A 16,356-nucleotide genomic window follows, 5' to 3' on the forward strand; every position below is an offset into this window, starting at 1 on the left:
ATCGAAGTGGCGGCGCCGCCCGAGTCGGGCAAGCCCGGCTCCAACACCGTGTATATCGAAGTGAAGGCGCTGGACGACGAAACCGTGGCGGTACGGGAGAAGTCGGTGTTCCTGATACCGCAGTAGAGAAGCGCATAAATGACTCAAAGAGCAATGGCCCCCAATCAGATTCCCACTCCCTGGTACAAGGAACGCTGGACCTGGTTACTGATGCTGATGCCGGTGACGGCGATTATCGGTGGCAGCATCACCATGTGGCTGGCCGTGACGTCCTTCGACGGCATGGTTGCCGATGATTACTACAAGCAGGGGCTGGCGATCAACCAGACGTTGGCGAGGGCGACGGCCGCGGCCGATCTGGGTTTGAAGGCTGACGTCCGCTTCACCGCGGAAGGCCTGTCGGTGGCCTTGCAAGCCAGACAGGGGGTTGAACTGCCGGCCCGTGTGCTGGTTACACTGGCCCACCCGACCCGTGGTGGTCTGGATCAGCAGCTGGTTCTCGAACGTAATGGCAATGGATATCAGGGGCGCATGCAGAGCCAACTCGGCAGCGCCCACTGGAAGGTGTTGATAGAAGATGAGTCCCGCAGCTGGAGGCTGTCAGGGGCCGCATTCCTCCCCACAGAGACGGAGATCCGGATCGATTCAGCGGATCTGAAACCTGTTGATTGACATGGAGGAAGTCATGGCCTGGAAGGAATTGTTCGGTAGCGACATTGGCCTGTTGAGCTTGTTCACCATTGGGTTCGTCATCGTGATGGCCGGGTATTTGTATCGATTTGCCAAGACCCACATTGCGGAAGACGAACGACGTTCTCATTCCTAGCTGGCTGACGCGGGCCTCAGGGCCCGCATTTTTTCAGGGAGCTTGAGCATGTTGAATCTGATCCAGGTTCTATGGCCTTCATTCTTGGTTGCAGGCGTGGCCGAGATCATTTTTTTTACCGTCATCAGCCCACAGGAGTTGTACCTGCTGGGCGAGCCGGTTCATTTTTCGGCGATCGCCACCTATTCGATCGGTTTCTTCGGCTTCTGGCTGGTTTGTGCTGCATCCAGTCTGACCACGCTGTTTTTCCAGCAGACCTCGGCGGAGATCAACGGGACAGAATCCGATTGATCCCGCGTCCCCCGGTGTAACGGGGGGCATCGGAGTCACCAAGCAGAAGGGCCTCGCGATTTTCGCGAGGCCCTTCTGCTTGGTGCGGGTTGCTGGTGATTCACCGATAGACCAGTACCGGTATCTTGCTGTGGGTCAGTACCTTCTGGGTCTCGCTGCCCAGTAGCAGCCCGCTCAGGCCACGCCGGCCATGGGATGCCATGAAGATCAGGTCGCAGCCGTTGCGTTCGGCTGCCTCGATGATGGCTTCGTAGGGCACTTCGCTGACGAGGGTGTCGCCGCTGGCTTCGACGCCGGCCGCCTCTGCGTTTGCACGGGCACGGGACAGGATCGCCTCCGCTTCCGCCGCGGCTGCACGGCTGAACTGTTCGGGGGTGGTCGGGTCTATCAGGGCGCCCTCGCCATAGATGGGCATGGGGAAGTCCGGCTGGGCATAGAAGAAGGTGACGCGCGCACCAGCTTCCTGAGCGAAGCTGACCGCCCTGGTTACGGTGGAGTCGGAGAGTTCCGATCCATCTGTTGGTACCAGAATGTTCTTGAACATGATGTCGATCCTGTCGGGAACTGAGTGTCCCATTATAAAGCGCAGTCTGTTCGGGAGCTGCTTGACGAATATCAACGGTCCATCTCCAAGGCTGGATCACGATTGAAACAAGCACAAGATTCTGCCGATCCGGCGCATGATGCCGGGTGCCAATTTATTCTGGATGAAAGGAGCTGTGAGTCATGCCCCGTCGTGAACCCGCACCACCACTTGATCTTGCGCGCAAGTCGCTAAGGCAGCTGCATGATTCTGTGGAGTCGTCAATCGATCCCCTTGGCATGGCTGCGCCGCTGGTGCATGCCCAGCTTGCGTGGTCCGCCCATCCCCAGGAACTGGCCGAGGCCATGACGCGTGTCTCCGGGAGCCTGTGGGCCCTACAATGGCACAGCTGGCGCCGTCTGCTCGGCCTGCCCAGCGAGGACCCGGTTCGGCCCCATGAGGACGACAACCGGTTCGCCGACCCGGCATGGGCTGAGTCGCCGACCTGGGATCTGTTGAAGGAGTGGTACCTGGTCATGACCCATCATGCCCAGGACATGTTGTATGACACCCCGGGCCTGTCCCAGAAAGAGCGTCGCCGGGCCGCCTTCTGGTGGCGGAAGTGGCTCAATGCGGTGGCTCCGTCGAACTTCTTCTGGTTGAACCCGGTGGCGATGCGGCTCGCCGTGGAAACCAAGGGCGAGAGCGTTGCGCGGGGTTTCCGGAATTTTCTCGACGATCTGGAAGCGGGCAACATCCGGATGACCGATCCCGACGATTTTACCGTCGGGCAGAACCTGGCCACTACGCCGGGTAAGGTGGTATTCCGCAATCGTCTGCTGGAGGTCCTGCACTACACGCCGACCAAGGCTCAGGTGTATAAGACGCCCATCGTGATCGTCACCCCGTGGATCAACAAGTTCTATATCCTGGATTTGAACTCCAAGAAGAGCATGATCCGCTACCTGCTGGATCAGGGCTTCGATGTATTCATAACCAGCTGGAAGAATCCTGGGCCGGAGATGCGGGACGTCAGCTTCGACGACTACTTGGTTGAAGGCGTGCAGGCCCTCGTCGACACCGCCCGCGGAGTGACCGGTGCGCCAAAGGTACATGCGGTCGGTTACTGCATCGGTGGGACGGCTCTGTCCACCTACATGGCCTGGGCCAACCGCCATTTCGCGCCGGAGGATGTGCCGGTTTCCCACTGGACCCTGTTCACGACCCTGGTCGATTTCCACAAACCGGGCGATATCGAAGTCTTCGTGGATGAGGGCAGCATCCGCTTCATCACCCAGAACATGGAGCGCAAGGGTTATCTGGATGGTGCCGAAATGGCTTCGGCATTCCGTCTGCTGCGGTCGAACAGCCTGATCTGGCACTACGTCGTGCATGGCTGGCTGTATGGCGAAACGCCGCCGCCGTTCGACGTTCTGTACTGGAACATGGATACCACGCGCATGCCGTACACGATGCATGCCTGGTATCTGCGCGAGCTATATCTGCACAATCGCCTGATCGACAAGGACAGCCTCACTGTCGCGGGCGAGCCCATCGATCTGGGCGCAATCACTCAGCCCGTCTATGCGGTGTCGGCCGAGGATGATCACATCGCGCCGTGGAAGCAGACCTTCCGCACGATGAATTTCGTGGGCGGCGTGAAGCGTTTCGTGCTGTCTAGCTCGGGGCACATCCTTGGCATCGTCAATCCGCCGGTCAAGCCACCCAAGCGCAAGTTCTGGGCTGGTCAGGCGCGGCGCAGCGATACCGCCGACGGCTGGTATGAGCAGGCCGACGAGCATGCCGGCAGCTGGTGGGAAGACTGGATGGCCTGGCTCAAGCCTCAGTGCGGAGAACTGGTCGACGCGCCGGCGGTGGCGACCGAGGCCTACCCGGCTCTCGCCGATGCCCCGGGCACTTACGTGCTGGAGCACTGAGCCGGCAGTCCGGTGGCGGCAAGCACGCTTCGCCAGGCCTCCAGGCGCCGGGCGAAGCTGAACGCGGCGTTTGCCGGACTGGTCGATGGCAGGCGCTGGTATTCCAGTTGGCGCGGGGCCAGCGATTTCAACACGTGGCGCCTGAAACTCGCCTCAGCCATCGCTCCGTTGAAAAAGACCCGCGTGATCTGTGGGTGGGCCGCCAGGAAGCCCGGAAAGTCGTTGGGGACGATGGTGCTGGTATCGATCCGCGTATCGAGACTGCCCTCCCGCTCACAGCACTGCAGCACATCCCACAGCGCGATGCCCGCCGTCTCCAGGCAGCGCAGGCGCTCAACGTAGGGCAGGGCGGGATGCGCACCGGTCAGCTCGCCCAGGATGGGCCAGAACAGGTTGCGGGGGTGCGCATAGTACTGGCCGGCCCGCAGGGAGGCCTCGCCGGGCATGCTGCCCAGGATCAGGGTGTGGGCGGAAGGCGTTGCAACCGGGGGAAAACTGTAGATTAGGGCCATGGCGTTTCAGACTGCGCTTGCAGAGGCGGGCAACAGATGTTGGAATGATTTCCCAACAGGCGCTGGGAAAAAAGATGGGTTGTCCGAAATGGTTCTGGAGTTTGCAATGAAACAGCGTGCCCACGTGCTGGTGGTGGATGACCAGGCCGACAATCTGCTGATCCTCGAGGACGTGCTGTCGGAGCATTATGACGTTCACCCCGCCATGAGTGGTGGTGAGGCGCTCGGCTATCTGGAGGCGGGTGGGCGTGCCGATCTCATCCTGCTCGACGTGATGATGCCCGGGCTGGATGGCTTCGAAGTCTGCCGCCGCCTCAAGTCGTCCGAATCCACACGCGGCATCCCGGTCATGTTCCTCACCGGGCTGGATCGCCCGGAAGATGAAGAGCAGGGTTTGTCCCTCGGTGCAGAAGATTTCATCCACAAGCCGATTTCTCCGCCGGTCGTGCTGGCGCGGGTTCGTACCCACCTGGCCCTGTCGCGGGCAACCAAGGCGTTGCAGCGGCGCAATGCGGACCTTGAGCAGCTGGTAGCCGAGCGTACGGTGGAGATCAGCGAGCAAAGCCGACGCCTTGTCGCCAGCAAGCAGGAAGTGATCGCCGCTCAGGCGGCCACCATCACCGCCTTCTGCGCCCTGGCTGAAGCCCGGGACAACGAGACGGGCAACCATATCCGCCGCACCCAGCACTACGTCCGCATCCTGGCCGAACAATTGCAGGACCACCCCCGTTTCAGCGCACAGCTGGATGAAGACGTGATCCAGCTGCTGTTCAAATCGGCACCGCTGCACGACGTGGGTAAGGTAGCGACCCCCGACGCCATCCTGCTGAAGCGGGGAAAGCTGACGCCCGACGAGTGGGTGATCATGAAGCAGCACTGCGCATATGGACGCAACGCAATCCTGCAGGCCGAAAAAGCACTGGGAGGCGTGGCAGACGCGACCTTCCTGCGCTATGCAGCCGAGATCGCCTATGGGCATCACGAACGCTGGGACGGCAGTGGCTATCCGGAAGGGCTGGCGGGCGACGATATTCCGGTGTCGGCACGCCTGATGGCGGTTGCCGACGTGTACGACGCGTTGATCTCCCGGCGGGTGTACAAGCCACCCTTCCCCCACGAAAAGGCCATCGAGATGATGGCACTCGAACGCGGCAAGCATTTCGACCCCGACATCGTCGACATCCTCTTGAAGGTCGACGGCGAGTTTGCCGCCATCGCCCGCAATTTCAGTGATGAAGCCGAGGAGGACGAGGGCGCGCCCTGAGTGCCTCAGCGTCGCTCGACACCCAGCGCAGTGAAGACGGCCGCCGCCTGCAGAATGGCGAAGCCGACCAGTACGGCCCCGAAATGGCCCTTGTCCATGAAGCCGCCGAATAGCAGCGGTGCCAGCGCCAGGCCGGTATCCAGCCCCGAATACACGAAGCCATACACCCGCCCGAAGGCTGCCTGGCCGAAACGGGCCGTTGCCGCGCTACGCACCAGCAGATCTCGCGAAGGTCCGGCCAGACCGGTCAGGAAGCCGATTGCAGCCATCAGCGGCACCACCATGCCGGCGGGCGGCCAGCCGCTGGCGAGCAGCACCGCAGTCAGTGCGGCGGTGCACAGGGCGCCGGCGATGACCTGCCCCTGTCGCGCGTGACGGGTCAGAAATCCACCTACCAGCACGCCCGCCGCCCCGGCCAGCAGATAGGCCGACAAGGTGCCGGCGGCCTGACTGACCGGCATGCCGTACATGCCCTGCATCAGCGGCGTGCCGAAGTTCTGGATGGCACCGAAGGCCGTGGTGAGCAGCAGAAAGAATGTGAAGCACAACCACACGGGGCCGACCTTCAGGATTTCCAGCGTCGTCACCTTGCGGCCGCTCGCCGCGCTTGTGTGCGTGTCGACCACGAAATGGTGCCGCCCTAGCAGCAGCAATGCCAGTGCGGGAATTGCCAGCAATCCGGCGCCCAGCGCGGCGGTACGCCAGCCAGCAAGGGAGGCGATGCCGGTCAGGAATACCGGTGCCAGCGCCCAGCCCAGGTTGCCGGACAAACCGTGCATCGAGAACGCGTGCCCCAGGCGCTGCGGGGAAACGTTGCGGTTGAGGATCGTGAAGTCGCAGGGATGGAAGACGCTGTTGCCCAGACCGGCCACTGCCGCCACGGCCATCAGATCGCCGAGCCCACGGGCCTGGGACAGCCCGAAGCCGGCAAGGATGAAGCACGCAATGCCAGCCGACAGTACCCGCAAGGGGCCGAAGCGATCGACCGCCAGTCCGGCCAGGGCCTGACCGACGCCGGAAACGACGAAAAAGACCGTCATCGTGCTGCCGATGCTTACGAAGTCGAGCCCGAATTCGGGCATCAACCACGGAAACAGCGGTGGTAACAGCAGGTGGAAGAAATGGGATACGCCGTGGGCGAAACTGACCAGCGCGATGATCCGGGCATCCTGGCCCGGTGCGAGCTGGTGGGAGGCGGCTACAGTGGTTGTGGTCGTCATGGAGAGTACATCGTCAGTCGGGATTGCCGCTGCGCCAGATGGAAACCAGCAGCCAGAGTCCGCCGATCAGCGCGGCAATGAAGCCGAGCAGGCCGAAGGACGGCAGGCCGGGCAGGGATGGCGCCTTGTCGACTGTCATCACGATGGCCGAGCCAACGATCAGTGCGGCGATCACGATGGCCAGGGCCAGCCGGCTGGCCGCCCGGTCGATCTGGCCACCGAAGCGCTGCAGTGGCAGGACTTCGACCTGAACCTGCAACTTGCCCCGGCGGGCGGCATGCAGGAACTGGCGCAGATCCCGTGGCAGGCCGGCCAGCAGATCCACTGCATCTGCGAAGGCACGCCAGCCGCGCCGGGCGAAGGCCGCCGGCGCGGCATGGGCCAGCAGGACTTGGCGAAGGAAGGGGCTCGCCTCGGCGGCAATGTCGAAATCCGGATCGAGTTGCCGGCCCATGCCTTCGAGAGTGATGAAGGCCTTGATCATCAGGGCCAGATCGGCGGGTAGGGACAGACCGTGCTCGCGCAGGATGGTCAGCAGGTCCGACAGCATCGCGCCGATGTCGAGGCGCTGCAGCGGCACGCCGTGGTAAAGGTCGACGAAGGTGTCGATTTCGGCACGCAGGGTTGCCAGATCGGAGTCCGGATCGCGCGGATCGTCGTCGCTCCAGTCGAGCAGAACGTCGGCAACCAGACTGCTGTCGCGGCCGACCAGCCCCTGCAGCAGGCGCGCCACCTGGCTGCGGCGTTCCTCGGTCAGGCGTCCGACCATGCCGAAATCGATGAAGGCGATGCGGTTGCCGGTCAGGTACAACACATTGCCGGGATGGGGGTCGGCATGGAAGAAGCCGTCCTCCAGCAGCATCTTGAGTACGGCTTCGGCGCCGCGGCGGGCCAGCAGCTTGCGATCCAGCCCGGCGGCGTCGGCGGCGGCCAGGTCCCGTCCGGAAATGCCGTCCACGTAGTCCTGTACGTTCAGGCGCTCCCCGCACCATTGCCAATGCACGCGGGGAATGGAGATTTCAGGATGCCCGGCAAACTGCTCGGCGATGCGTTCGGCGTTGCGGCATTCGGCGGCAAAATCCAGCTCGCGGCGCAGGGACAGGGTGAACTGGCGGACGATGTCGCGCGGCCGGTAACGGCGCAGGTCGGAGGCCTCGGCCTCGATGATCTCGGCCAGGCGTTCCAGCAGGCGCAGGTCGGCTTCGATGATCGGGCGGATGCCGGGACGCCGTACCTTGAGGATCACGTCGGTGCCGTCGCTCAGGCGGGCGCGATGGACCTGGGCCAGGGAGGCCGCGGCCAGCGGTTGGGGGTCGAGCGCACTGAAGATCGACTCCGGCGCATCTCCCAGGTCTTCCACGAGTTGGGTGCGCAGCTCGGCGAAGGGTACGGCGGGGGCCGCGTCCTGCAGTTTGCTGAATTCGGCGATCCAGTCGGGCGGGAACAGGTCCACGCGCGTTGCCAGGATCTGTCCCAGTTTGACGAAACTGGGCCCCAGCTCCTCCAGTGCCCGGCGGACCCGGGCGGCCGGCTCCAGGTGGGCCAGCTCCTCCGGTTCCCGCCAGCGCAGGGCCTTGCCGGCGCGTTCAAGCGCATGTGCCATGCCGATGCGTCGGACCACGTCGCCGAAACCATAACGGATCAGCACGCTGGCGATGTCATGGATGCGCTTCAGATCGCGCACCGCGCCAAGGGCTTGCCACAGCATCAGCGGCGCCTCGCGTGGCGGTTAGGGGACAGTGCAGGCGTACGGCGGGTGTTCATGGCAGCGGGAAATTTGTTGGTGCGGCAAGGCTGCCTTGCCGGAACGCAAGAGGCAAGCCGCAACGCGGAAAAAGATCGGAAATGTCTGGCAGGCGGCAAATGGGGGCCCACCTGGCATGTGATGGCGTCAAGATTTAATGACGACACTCCCATAATGGTTTTTTTCGTGCATTCTTCACTGACTTTGCGTGCCGAATGACTGATGATTCGCGGATGTCATCTTCCTGGCGTCATTGCCGGGCGATGACCGTCCACTGCCGTGTTGCCGGCTGTATGCCAAAGGGGAATATCTTGCCGTTCGCCAACAGCTTTGCTCCATGTCTCGTGCGGTGGACTGCCGCCGCCATGATTCGAAACGCCATCCAAGGCGGCCACCCTGCCGTACCTTGCCATGGTGAGCGCCCCTTCCGTCCCAGCGACTTCCGACAGAGTCCCTAATGAATTTTCCGCTTGAAGCCTTCGACCTCCTCGATCAGGGGGTGGCCATCTTCGATGCCGAAAGCCGGCTGATCTACCAGAATGCGCCCTTTGCCACGCTCGTGGCACCCGGACGCCATCCATTCAAGGGCGGTTCCGCCCTGACGCTGATCCTCGATTGCATTGCCGCCCAGAGTTCCGGGCAGGGAGGCGATCTGCGTCGTCAGCTGTCAGCGTTTCATGATGCGAAGTTCGGCGGCAACGAATTGCAGGTCGAGATCGTCGGCGAGAGGGGGCGTCACCTTTTTGTCGTCGCCCGCTCCACCGACAGCGGAGTCCTGCTGCTGCAGGTGCGCGACATCACGCTGGAGCGGCGTTCGACCGTCAAGCTGGAAAGCGTCATGAAGGTGGCTGTCTCGACGCTGGCCGACCTGGCCGAATACCGCGATACCGACACCAGCGAACACGTGCTGCGGGTGGCCCGCTTGGCCCACGAGATCGCCCGTGAACTGGCCGGTGTGGGCTATCCCGCGGATGAGTTGGACGCCGACTTTCTGTCCCACCTCGGCACCGCCAGCATCCTGCACGACATCGGCAAGGTCGGCGTGCCGGACAGCATCCTGCTCAAGAAGGGCAAGCTCGATCCCGAAGAGCGGAAGCTGATCGAACGCCATGCCGAGGACGGTGGCAGCATCCTGAAGAAGGCCAGCCGCCTGCTGCCCGAGAGCCTGCACTTCCGGTTGGCCTCGGAAATCGCCCATTCCCACCACGAGCGCTGGGATGGCAAGGGCTATCCCTACAAGCTGGCCGGTGAGCAGATCCCGCTGTCGGCCCGCATCACCTCGGTGGCCGACGTCTTCGACGCCCTGTCGTCGGAGCGCCCCTACAAGCCGGCCTGGCCGCTCGACAAGGTCAGGGCCTACATGCGCGAATCGGCCGGTAGCCAGTTCGATTCGCGCGTCGTGGCCGCCCTAGAAAAAGTGCTCGAGATCCGCGAGCAGGCCAGCGACATCCAGTGGTCCGCGCTGATGAGCCTTAACGATCCGGTGGTCGACCACGACCACAGCGTGCTGCTGACCCTCATCAACCAGATCTCCCTCGACGCCAACTGTCACGACCAGAGCGCGGTCGAGTTCGTCGTCGATGAGCTGGTCGGCTACACGCTGTCCCATTTCGGTCGGGAGGAGCGTCTGCTCGAGCGCAACGGCTATCCCCATCTCGAGGCGCACAAGGAAGTCCACCGGCGTATGGCGGAAGAAGTCATCGCGTTGCGCGACAAGCTGCGCAACAACTTCACGCCGGGCCTGGGGGAGGAAATCTCCCGCTATCTGCGTAACTGGCTCACCGATCACATCCTCGTCGAGGATAAGAAGTTCGCCCAGTATCTGCAGGGCTGACAACGCATACCACGCTCATGCTGGCTGGAGCTCCGGCGCCTTCGAACTGTTGGAGCCTTCTACCTTGCGAAGAAGGGGAAGGCTGAGCATCGGTAGTAAGCCGATCAGGGCCACGGCGACCATCAGTGGGCCCAGGTTGGAGAAGTCCTCGCGGGTGATATGGAAAGCTTCATTGAGATAGCCGGTGAACAACTGGCTTGCAGAAAGAGCGAGGTTCATCAGGGAGGCCATCACGGCGAACACCGTTGCTTCGGCACCCTTGGGCGCGGCGCGGGCGGTGAGGATGAGCATCGGCACCATGGTCAGTTGGCCCAGCGGCGCCGAGATGGTGGTGTCGATGAAGGCGAAAGTGCGGGCGGACAGGCCCAGCCATTCATTGAGGCCATAGAACAGCCCGATATTCGGCAGATAGAGAATCGTGCCGACGATCATCACCCAGCCCAGCGTGAAGCTGACCGGCATGCTGACGATGTACTTCCGGAAGGCGAGCAGGCCGATCAGGCTCAGGATGGAGCTGACCTGGGCCAGCACGCCGAGGAACTCCTGGTCGAAGCCGAGTTTGTCGATGGCCCAGTAGCTGTAGCCCTGGCCGACGTCTGGCGTGGCGCGGAACAAAAAGATGACGGCTGCCGCGATGGCGATTTCCTTCGAAATGCCGACACGTGCCAGCACCAGACCGATCAGGGCCAGCGAGATGAACAGCACGATCTCCTGTGAGTAGGGCACTTCGAGCAGTTTGAGGACGATGCCGCTCGCGGCGTAGGCCAGTCCGACCAGGATGACGATGCGGGCCTTGCCACCGCCCAGTAGATCCTGGCCGGCGTTAGCTTCCGCAGAGGCCGGAAGTTGGATGCGTTTCCGGTCGCGCCGCAACAGGGGCAGGCTGGCCACAATCAGCAAAGGCAGGAGGCTGGCCAGCGCATAAACCTTGCGCGGGCCAATGGCACCGGCCAGTACGCCGGATAGATAGCCCACGCTGATGGCGCCCAGCAGGACGGCAGCCCGTCCGAGGGTCTGGATCTGGTTGCGCTCTTCCTCTGTTTCGACCACTTCGACGCTCAGGGCGTCTGCGATCACGTCCTGGATCATGAAGCCGATGACCGTCAGCAGCGTTGCTACCAAGTAGCTGCTCTTGTCATTCACGACCGTGGCGAGCGCCACATAACCGGCGAAAGTGGCTGCGCATCCAATCAGCAGCCAGGCAATGCGGCGACTGCCGAAGAGGGGTTGGACGTCGGCGGCCGTGCCGACCACCATTTTCATGGACCAGGGCAGGAGTAGCCAGAAACCGATGCTGCTGACTTCGACGGGAGAAAGCTGGAGGGTTTCCTTCTGGAAGAAGACTTCGGCGATACCTGTAATCGAGCTGGCGCCGAAGCAGAAATAAACGAGCAAGACCGTCGTCCATTCGCGGCGATAACCGCCAAGGAATTTGCTGAACACGCTTTCTCCTGTTTGCTTGCTTGTGACGATGTTCTATCGGACAGTTCTGTAGAAGATGCTGCAGGGGCGAATGAATTCGCCCCTGCAGCATCAGCCAGCGTCAGACCTTACAGTGCCCGTGCGAAACGCTCCAGGCGGGGCAGCCAGGTGCCCAGAATGTCGGCCGAGACGAGGATGTGGTGGGCCTTGCCGACCAGCAGATGGCGGGGGACGAGGCCGATCACACGGGAGTCGGCGCTGTTGTCCCGGTTGTCACCGAGCATCAGGTACTGGCCGGGTGGGATGGTGAGGGGGGCGAAGTTGCGCAGCCGCTGCACCTGGGGCAGGTACTGGATGGTGCGTCGTGTGCCAGCCATCGTTTCGGTTGCGCGGACCGCGTCGACTTCGTGGCCCTCGCCGATGGGCTCGGACACCACGCCGGTGATGTCGTAGCGGGCCGCCTCGCCGTTGATGGTCAGCGCACCGTCGCGTAGCTCCACGGTGTCACCGGGCAGACCGATGACGCGCTTGATCAGGCGGATGCCGTCCCTGGGCGAGTTGAAGGTCACCACGTCGCCGCGCGCCGGGTCGCCCAGATGGGCGACGGAGATGTCGGTAAGGGGGAGCTTGGCGTCATAGGCCAGGCGATTGATGAGCACCACGTCGCCTTCCAGGAGGGTGGGGCGCATGGAGCCGGACGGGATCGGGTTCCAGTCGGCGATCGCGGTACGGAAAAAGCCGAGGCAGATCAGGAAGAGCAGGAATCCGCGGTTGTTCTTGATCAAGTCTTTCATGCCGTTCTCATAGGTTGTGATGTTGTCTATCGACCGGTCGGCCACGCATTGGTTCATCAGGTGTACATATTCGGCGGCGGGTATTCCCCGTTGAGGGACCAGCGACCGAGCATGGCCAGCTTGTAGTCGATGGGGTCGTGCAGGGTGTGGGTGCGCACGTTGCGCCAGAAGCGGTCGTAGCCGAGGCTGGCATGGGTGCCGCGGGCGCCGACCACCTCGAAGAGTTCCTGGCTGGCGAACAGTCCGGCCCGGTGGGCGATGACCTTGGCTTCGGCGATCGCGGCGGCAGTCTCGGCCCGCTCCCTTTCGGTCAGTTCGGGGCCGCGTTCAAAGGAGGCCTGGATGGCCTTGGCGGCCCGTTCGGCCAGTGCGTCGGCGGCAGCGATCTGCACGTGGATCTCGCCGAAGCGGTGCAGCGTGTAGGGGTCTTCGGTGGCCTGTTGCACGTTGGCGGCGATCCACGGGCGGGCCCGTTGGCGGGCGAAATCCCGTGCTTCGTCGCGGGCGCCGATGGCGATGCCCAGGTACAGGTTGGCGAGGATCAGCTGGCCGAAGCTGTTGCGCAGGGTGTGGAAGGGGCTGAGGGTGGCGGCGTGGGGGCGCAGCACGTCTTGCCGGCGCAGCAGCACCTGGTGGAAGCTCACCGAGCCGCTGTCGGTCTGGCGTTGTCCGATCGGGTCCCAGTCGTCGTTGATGACGATGCCCGGCCGGTCGGTATCTATCACCCCGATGATGAAGGCGCCGCCGGCCGGGTGCTGGGCGGTGAGCGTCAGGAAACGGGAGCCGCGGGCGCCGGAGCAGAAGCCCTTGGTGCCGTCGAGGAGGTAGCCGTCCGGGTGATCGCTGGCGGTGAGTCCCGCGTCGAGGGGATTCATCGCGTTGCCCCACCAGCCGCCTGCCGTAATCGTGCGGCCGAGCCAGCATCGCTGCTGTGCCTCGTTGCCGTAGATGCGCAGCGTGGCGACCTGCAGGTGGTGGAAGGCCAGCAGGTGGGCGAGGGCGCTGTCCACCGCGGCGACGCGGCGGACCAGCGTGAAGATCTCCGGCCACGGACGTTCGTCGCCGCCATCCACTTTCGGGATGGACAGGCGCAACAGGCCGGCGGCCTGCAGCAGGGCTTTTTCCTCGGCCGCGTGGCCGCCGCGCTTGTCCCGTTCGACGGCAGTGCGGCGGAGTTCGGCGAGCAGGGGGGCGAGATCGTCGGGCATGGGGATTCCGGAAGCGATCGACGCTTTCAGCGTAGCAGGCCCCAGCGCCGCACGGTGACCCGCTCCAGGGTGTTGAAGCCGAGGTTCTCGACGATCAGGCCGATGATGACCACCAGCGCCAAGCCGGCGAAGACCCGGTCGGTGAACAGTTCGTTGCGGTTCTGGAAGATGTACCAGCCCAGCCCGCCCTTGCCGGACGAGGCGCCGAAGACCAGCTCGGCGGCGATCAGCGTGCGCCACGCAAAGGCCCAGCCGATCTTGAGGCCCGACAGGATGGACGGCAGCGCTGCCGGCACCAGGATCTGCAGCACGTAGCGGATGCCGCTCAGGCCATAGTTGCGGCCGGCCATCTGCAGGGTTTGCGGCACGCCCTGGAAACCGGCGTAGGTGTTGAGGGCCAGCGGCCACAGCACCGAATGCAGCAGCACGAAGACCAGGCTGCCGTGGCCGATGCCGAACCACAGCAGGGCGATGGGCAGCAAGGCGATCGCCGGCAGTGGGTTGAACATGGTCGTCAGCGTGGACAGCAGGTCGCGCCCGAGGCGGCTGGATACCGCCAGCGCGGTGAGCACGAAGGCAGCCAGTACCCCGCCGAGATAGCCTTGCAACAGGACTTCGAGGGACAGTGCGGTGCGTTCGAGCAGTTCGCCAGAGGCGACGCCGTCCAGCAGTGCGCTGGCGGTGGCCAGGAAGGTCGGCAGCAGAAGCTCGTTGTCCTGCTGGCGGGCGATGATTTCCCAGGCCAGTGCCAGCACGGCAAGGAGCAGGGTCTTGCGTAGCCAGGCCTGTTCCCACAGGCGGGCGGCCAGCGGCAAGCTGTGTTCGAGGCTCACATGGGTGAGCGGCTCCAGCTGGTGTTCGTATTCCGGCCGGATCGGGGCGTGGAGGGCGTTCATGCGAATCTCTTCAGGTTGCCGGGTGTCGTTGCGGCGGTAATACCGGTCGGTTCTTCATCGAACAGCAGGCGATGGATGCGCTGGGCACTGGCCTGAAAATCGGCGCTGCCGAGGCTGTGCAGGCCGTAGTGATGGCTGTTGATCTCGGCGCGCATGCGGCCGGGGTGGGGCGACAGCAGGCCGATGCGGTTGCCGACCACCAGCGCCTCCTCGATGGAATGGGTGACGAACAGCAGCGTGAAGCGGACCTCCTCCCACAGGGCCAGCAGTTCTTCCTGCATCTTGCGGCGGGTCAGCGCATCGAGGGCGGCGAAGGGCTCGTCCATCAGCAGTACCCGCGGCTGCATGGCCAGCGCGCGGGCGATGGCCACACGCTGCTTCATGCCGCCCGACAGGGTGTGCGGGTAGGCGTCGGCGAAGGCCGCCAGGCCGACCTTGTCCAGGTAGTGCAGGGCTCGCTCGGTGGCCTCCTTGCGGCCGAGGGTGCCGGATACCCGCAGCGGGAAGACCACGTTCTCCTTGACGGTCTTCCACGGCGGCAGCTGGTCGAATTCCTGGAACACCACGATGCGGTCCGGGCCGGGGCCGGTGACGGGACGCCCGTCGAGGCGGATCTCGCCCTCGGTGGGCGGCAGGAAGCCGGCCACCGATTTGAGCAGGCTGGATTTGCCACAGCCGGAGGCGCCGAGCAACACGAAGCGGTCGGCCGCATGTACATCGAAACTGACCTCGTGGGTGGCACGCACCAAGCGTCCCGGTGTGCGGTATTCGAGGCTGACCTTGTCCACCGCCAGCAGCGGCGGTGCGGGGGGCTCAGGCGGAAAGGCGTTGAGGGGGGTGACGGTGGACATGGCGGACCTCAGCTACCGGGCTGCGCGTAGGCTTCCGGGAAGAAGTAGTCCTTCCAGGAGGTGGCGCGGTTCTTCAGGACGCCCAGCTTGTAGAGCTCCTCGGCGTAGGCCAGGCTGCGTTGGGGCTGGATGGTGTAGGTGTTCTCCGGATCTTCGATGATCTTGCGTACGAGCTCCGGTGACAGCTTGGATTTCTGCACGCGGATGAAGATTTCGGCGGCCTTGGCCTTGTCCGCCTTGACCAGCTTGGCCGCCTCGTCGAGGGCGGCGTAGAAGGCCTGATAGGTCTTGGGATTCTCGTCGTGGTATTTCTGAGTGGTGTACAGCACGTTGAAGGTGGCCGGGCCGCCGAGTGCGTCGTAGGAGCTGAGCACCTTGTGCACGTTCTTGTTGGCTTCCAGGGCCTGGTAGTAGAACGGGGCGCTGGAGAAGTGGGCGTTGATCTCCGAGCCGCCGGCGATCAGCGCGGCGGTGGCGTCCGGGTGGGCCAGGCTCACCGAGATGGTGTCGAAGCGCTTGTAATTGTCCTTGCCGAACACCTTGGCGGTTTCGATCTGCAGCACGCGGGACTGGAAGCTGGTGCCGGCGGCCGGCACGGCGATGCGGTCCTTGTCGCTGAGATCCTTGATGGTCTTCACGTTGGGGTTGCTGCTCAGCAGGTAGTTGGGCAGGTTGCCGAGGGCCGCCACTGCCTTCACGTTCTGCTTGCCCTTGGTGCGGTCCCACAGGGCGAGCATCGGCGGTACCCCGGCCGACACGATGTCCAGGCTGCCGGACAGCAGGGCTTCGTTCATCGCGGTGGCACCGGAGATCTGCGTCCACTCCACCTTGATGTCGAGGCCGAGGGCCTTGCCGTGCTTCTCGATCAGCTTCTGGTCGTGGACCACGTCGAGGATCAGGTAGGAGATGCCGAACTGCTGGGCGACGCGGATCTGTCCTTCGGCGTGGGCGGTCCAGCTAGCCGCGAGCAGGCCGAGGCCGCCGAGCAGGGCGAGGGTCTTGCGGGTCAGGGTCTTCATGGTTTCTCTCTGTTT

16 protein-coding genes are annotated in these 16,356 nt (G+C 63.9%); 6 read left to right on the forward strand and 10 right to left on the reverse strand.

All coding sequences use genetic code 11. From position 1 onward, the window contains the following. Positions 1-153 precede the first annotated feature (153 nt). From B4920_RS20580 to B4920_RS20590, 3 genes are read left to right on the forward strand one after another with little or no spacing between them, the layout of a single operon-like run. Complete coding sequence (locus tag B4920_RS20580; RefSeq protein ID WP_079436560.1) at positions 154-672, forward strand: FixH family protein; 519 nt, start codon at positions 154-156, stop codon at positions 670-672. Between the two features lie 13 nt (positions 673-685). Beyond that, positions 686-826 (forward strand): DUF3149 domain-containing protein, encoded by a 141-nt coding sequence (locus B4920_RS20585; RefSeq protein WP_079436619.1) that lies wholly within the window; start codon positions 686-688, stop codon positions 824-826. Positions 827-874: 48 nt separating this feature from the next. Next, a complete protein-coding gene (locus B4920_RS20590; protein WP_079436561.1) occupies positions 875-1,117 on the forward strand; it encodes a hypothetical protein in 243 nt (80 codons plus the stop codon). Positions 1,118-1,217: 100 nt separating this feature from the next. Here the strand turns inward: B4920_RS20590 and B4920_RS20595 are convergent, their stop codons facing one another. Next, positions 1,218-1,661: a universal stress protein gene (locus tag B4920_RS20595; protein ID WP_079436562.1), complete on the reverse strand. Its 444-nt coding sequence runs from the start codon at positions 1,659-1,661 to the stop codon at positions 1,218-1,220. Between the two features lie 278 nt (positions 1,662-1,939). Here B4920_RS20595 and B4920_RS20600 point away from each other — a divergent pair, with 278 nt between their 5' ends. Continuing rightward, complete coding sequence (locus B4920_RS20600; RefSeq protein WP_088179519.1) at positions 1,940-3,577, forward strand: alpha/beta hydrolase; 1,638 nt, start codon at positions 1,940-1,942, stop codon at positions 3,575-3,577. On the opposite strand, the gene B4920_RS20605 is transcribed toward B4920_RS20600, so the two are convergent. Then, positions 3,559-4,089, reverse strand: coding sequence for a DNA-deoxyinosine glycosylase (locus B4920_RS20605; protein ID WP_079436564.1), 531 nt, complete (start codon positions 4,087-4,089; stop codon positions 3,559-3,561). The genes B4920_RS20600 and B4920_RS20605 overlap by 19 nt on opposite strands. Positions 4,090-4,195: 106 nt before the next feature. On the opposite strand from B4920_RS20605, the gene B4920_RS20610 reads away from it, so the two are divergent. Further along, a complete protein-coding gene (locus B4920_RS20610; protein ID WP_088179520.1) occupies positions 4,196-5,353 on the forward strand; it encodes an HD domain-containing phosphohydrolase in 1,158 nt (385 codons plus the stop codon). A gap of 5 nt (positions 5,354-5,358) precedes the next feature. Here the strand turns inward: B4920_RS20610 and B4920_RS20615 are convergent, their stop codons facing one another. Then, on the reverse strand, positions 5,359-6,573 hold the full coding sequence (locus B4920_RS20615; protein WP_079436566.1) for an MFS transporter: 1,215 nt from the start codon (positions 6,571-6,573) through the stop codon (positions 5,359-5,361). Between the two features lie 13 nt (positions 6,574-6,586). Continuing rightward, positions 6,587-8,281 carry an AarF/ABC1/UbiB kinase family protein gene (locus tag B4920_RS20620; RefSeq protein ID WP_079436567.1) on the reverse strand — a complete coding sequence of 565 codons (1,695 nt, stop codon included), beginning with the start codon at positions 8,279-8,281 and terminating at the stop codon, positions 6,587-6,589. A 493-nt stretch (positions 8,282-8,774) separates the two neighbouring features. Between B4920_RS20620 and B4920_RS20625 the strand changes: the two genes are divergently transcribed. Then, a complete protein-coding gene (locus B4920_RS20625) occupies positions 8,775-10,151 on the forward strand; it encodes a bacteriohemerythrin (RefSeq protein WP_079436568.1) in 1,377 nt (458 codons plus the stop codon). Positions 10,152-10,166: 15 nt separating this feature from the next. Here B4920_RS20625 and B4920_RS20630 read toward each other — a convergent pair whose 3' ends face one another. The 6 genes from B4920_RS20630 to B4920_RS20655 all read right to left on the reverse strand — a co-directional run bounded on the left by B4920_RS20630 (position 10,167) and on the right by B4920_RS20655 (position 16,341). After that, a complete protein-coding gene (locus B4920_RS20630) occupies positions 10,167-11,594 on the reverse strand; it encodes a hypothetical protein (protein ID WP_079436569.1) in 1,428 nt (475 codons plus the stop codon). Positions 11,595-11,701: 107 nt separating this feature from the next. Next, complete coding sequence (gene lepB, locus B4920_RS20635; RefSeq protein ID WP_079436620.1) at positions 11,702-12,367, reverse strand: signal peptidase I; 666 nt, start codon at positions 12,365-12,367, stop codon at positions 11,702-11,704. A 56-nt stretch (positions 12,368-12,423) separates the two neighbouring features. Next, complete coding sequence (locus tag B4920_RS20640; RefSeq protein ID WP_079436570.1) at positions 12,424-13,575, reverse strand: acyl-CoA dehydrogenase family protein; 1,152 nt, start codon at positions 13,573-13,575, stop codon at positions 12,424-12,426. Between the two features lie 26 nt (positions 13,576-13,601). Then, the gene (locus B4920_RS20645; protein ID WP_079436571.1) at positions 13,602-14,471 is read right to left on the reverse strand and encodes an ABC transporter permease; all 870 of its coding nucleotides are present in this window, start codon (positions 14,469-14,471) and stop codon (positions 13,602-13,604) included. Further along, positions 14,468-15,322 carry an ABC transporter ATP-binding protein gene (locus B4920_RS20650; RefSeq protein WP_079436572.1) on the reverse strand — a complete coding sequence of 285 codons (855 nt, stop codon included), beginning with the start codon at positions 15,320-15,322 and terminating at the stop codon, positions 14,468-14,470. The genes B4920_RS20645 and B4920_RS20650 overlap by 4 nt, the downstream gene beginning before the upstream one ends. An 8-nt stretch (positions 15,323-15,330) precedes the next feature. Then, positions 15,331-16,341 (reverse strand): ABC transporter substrate-binding protein, encoded by a 1,011-nt coding sequence (locus tag B4920_RS20655; protein WP_079436573.1) that lies wholly within the window; start codon positions 16,339-16,341, stop codon positions 15,331-15,333. Between the last annotated feature and the right edge of the window lie 15 nt (positions 16,342-16,356).

Source organism: Zoogloea sp. LCSB751, assembly GCF_002028455.1.
Lineage (GTDB): Bacteria > Pseudomonadota > Gammaproteobacteria > Burkholderiales > Rhodocyclaceae > Zoogloea.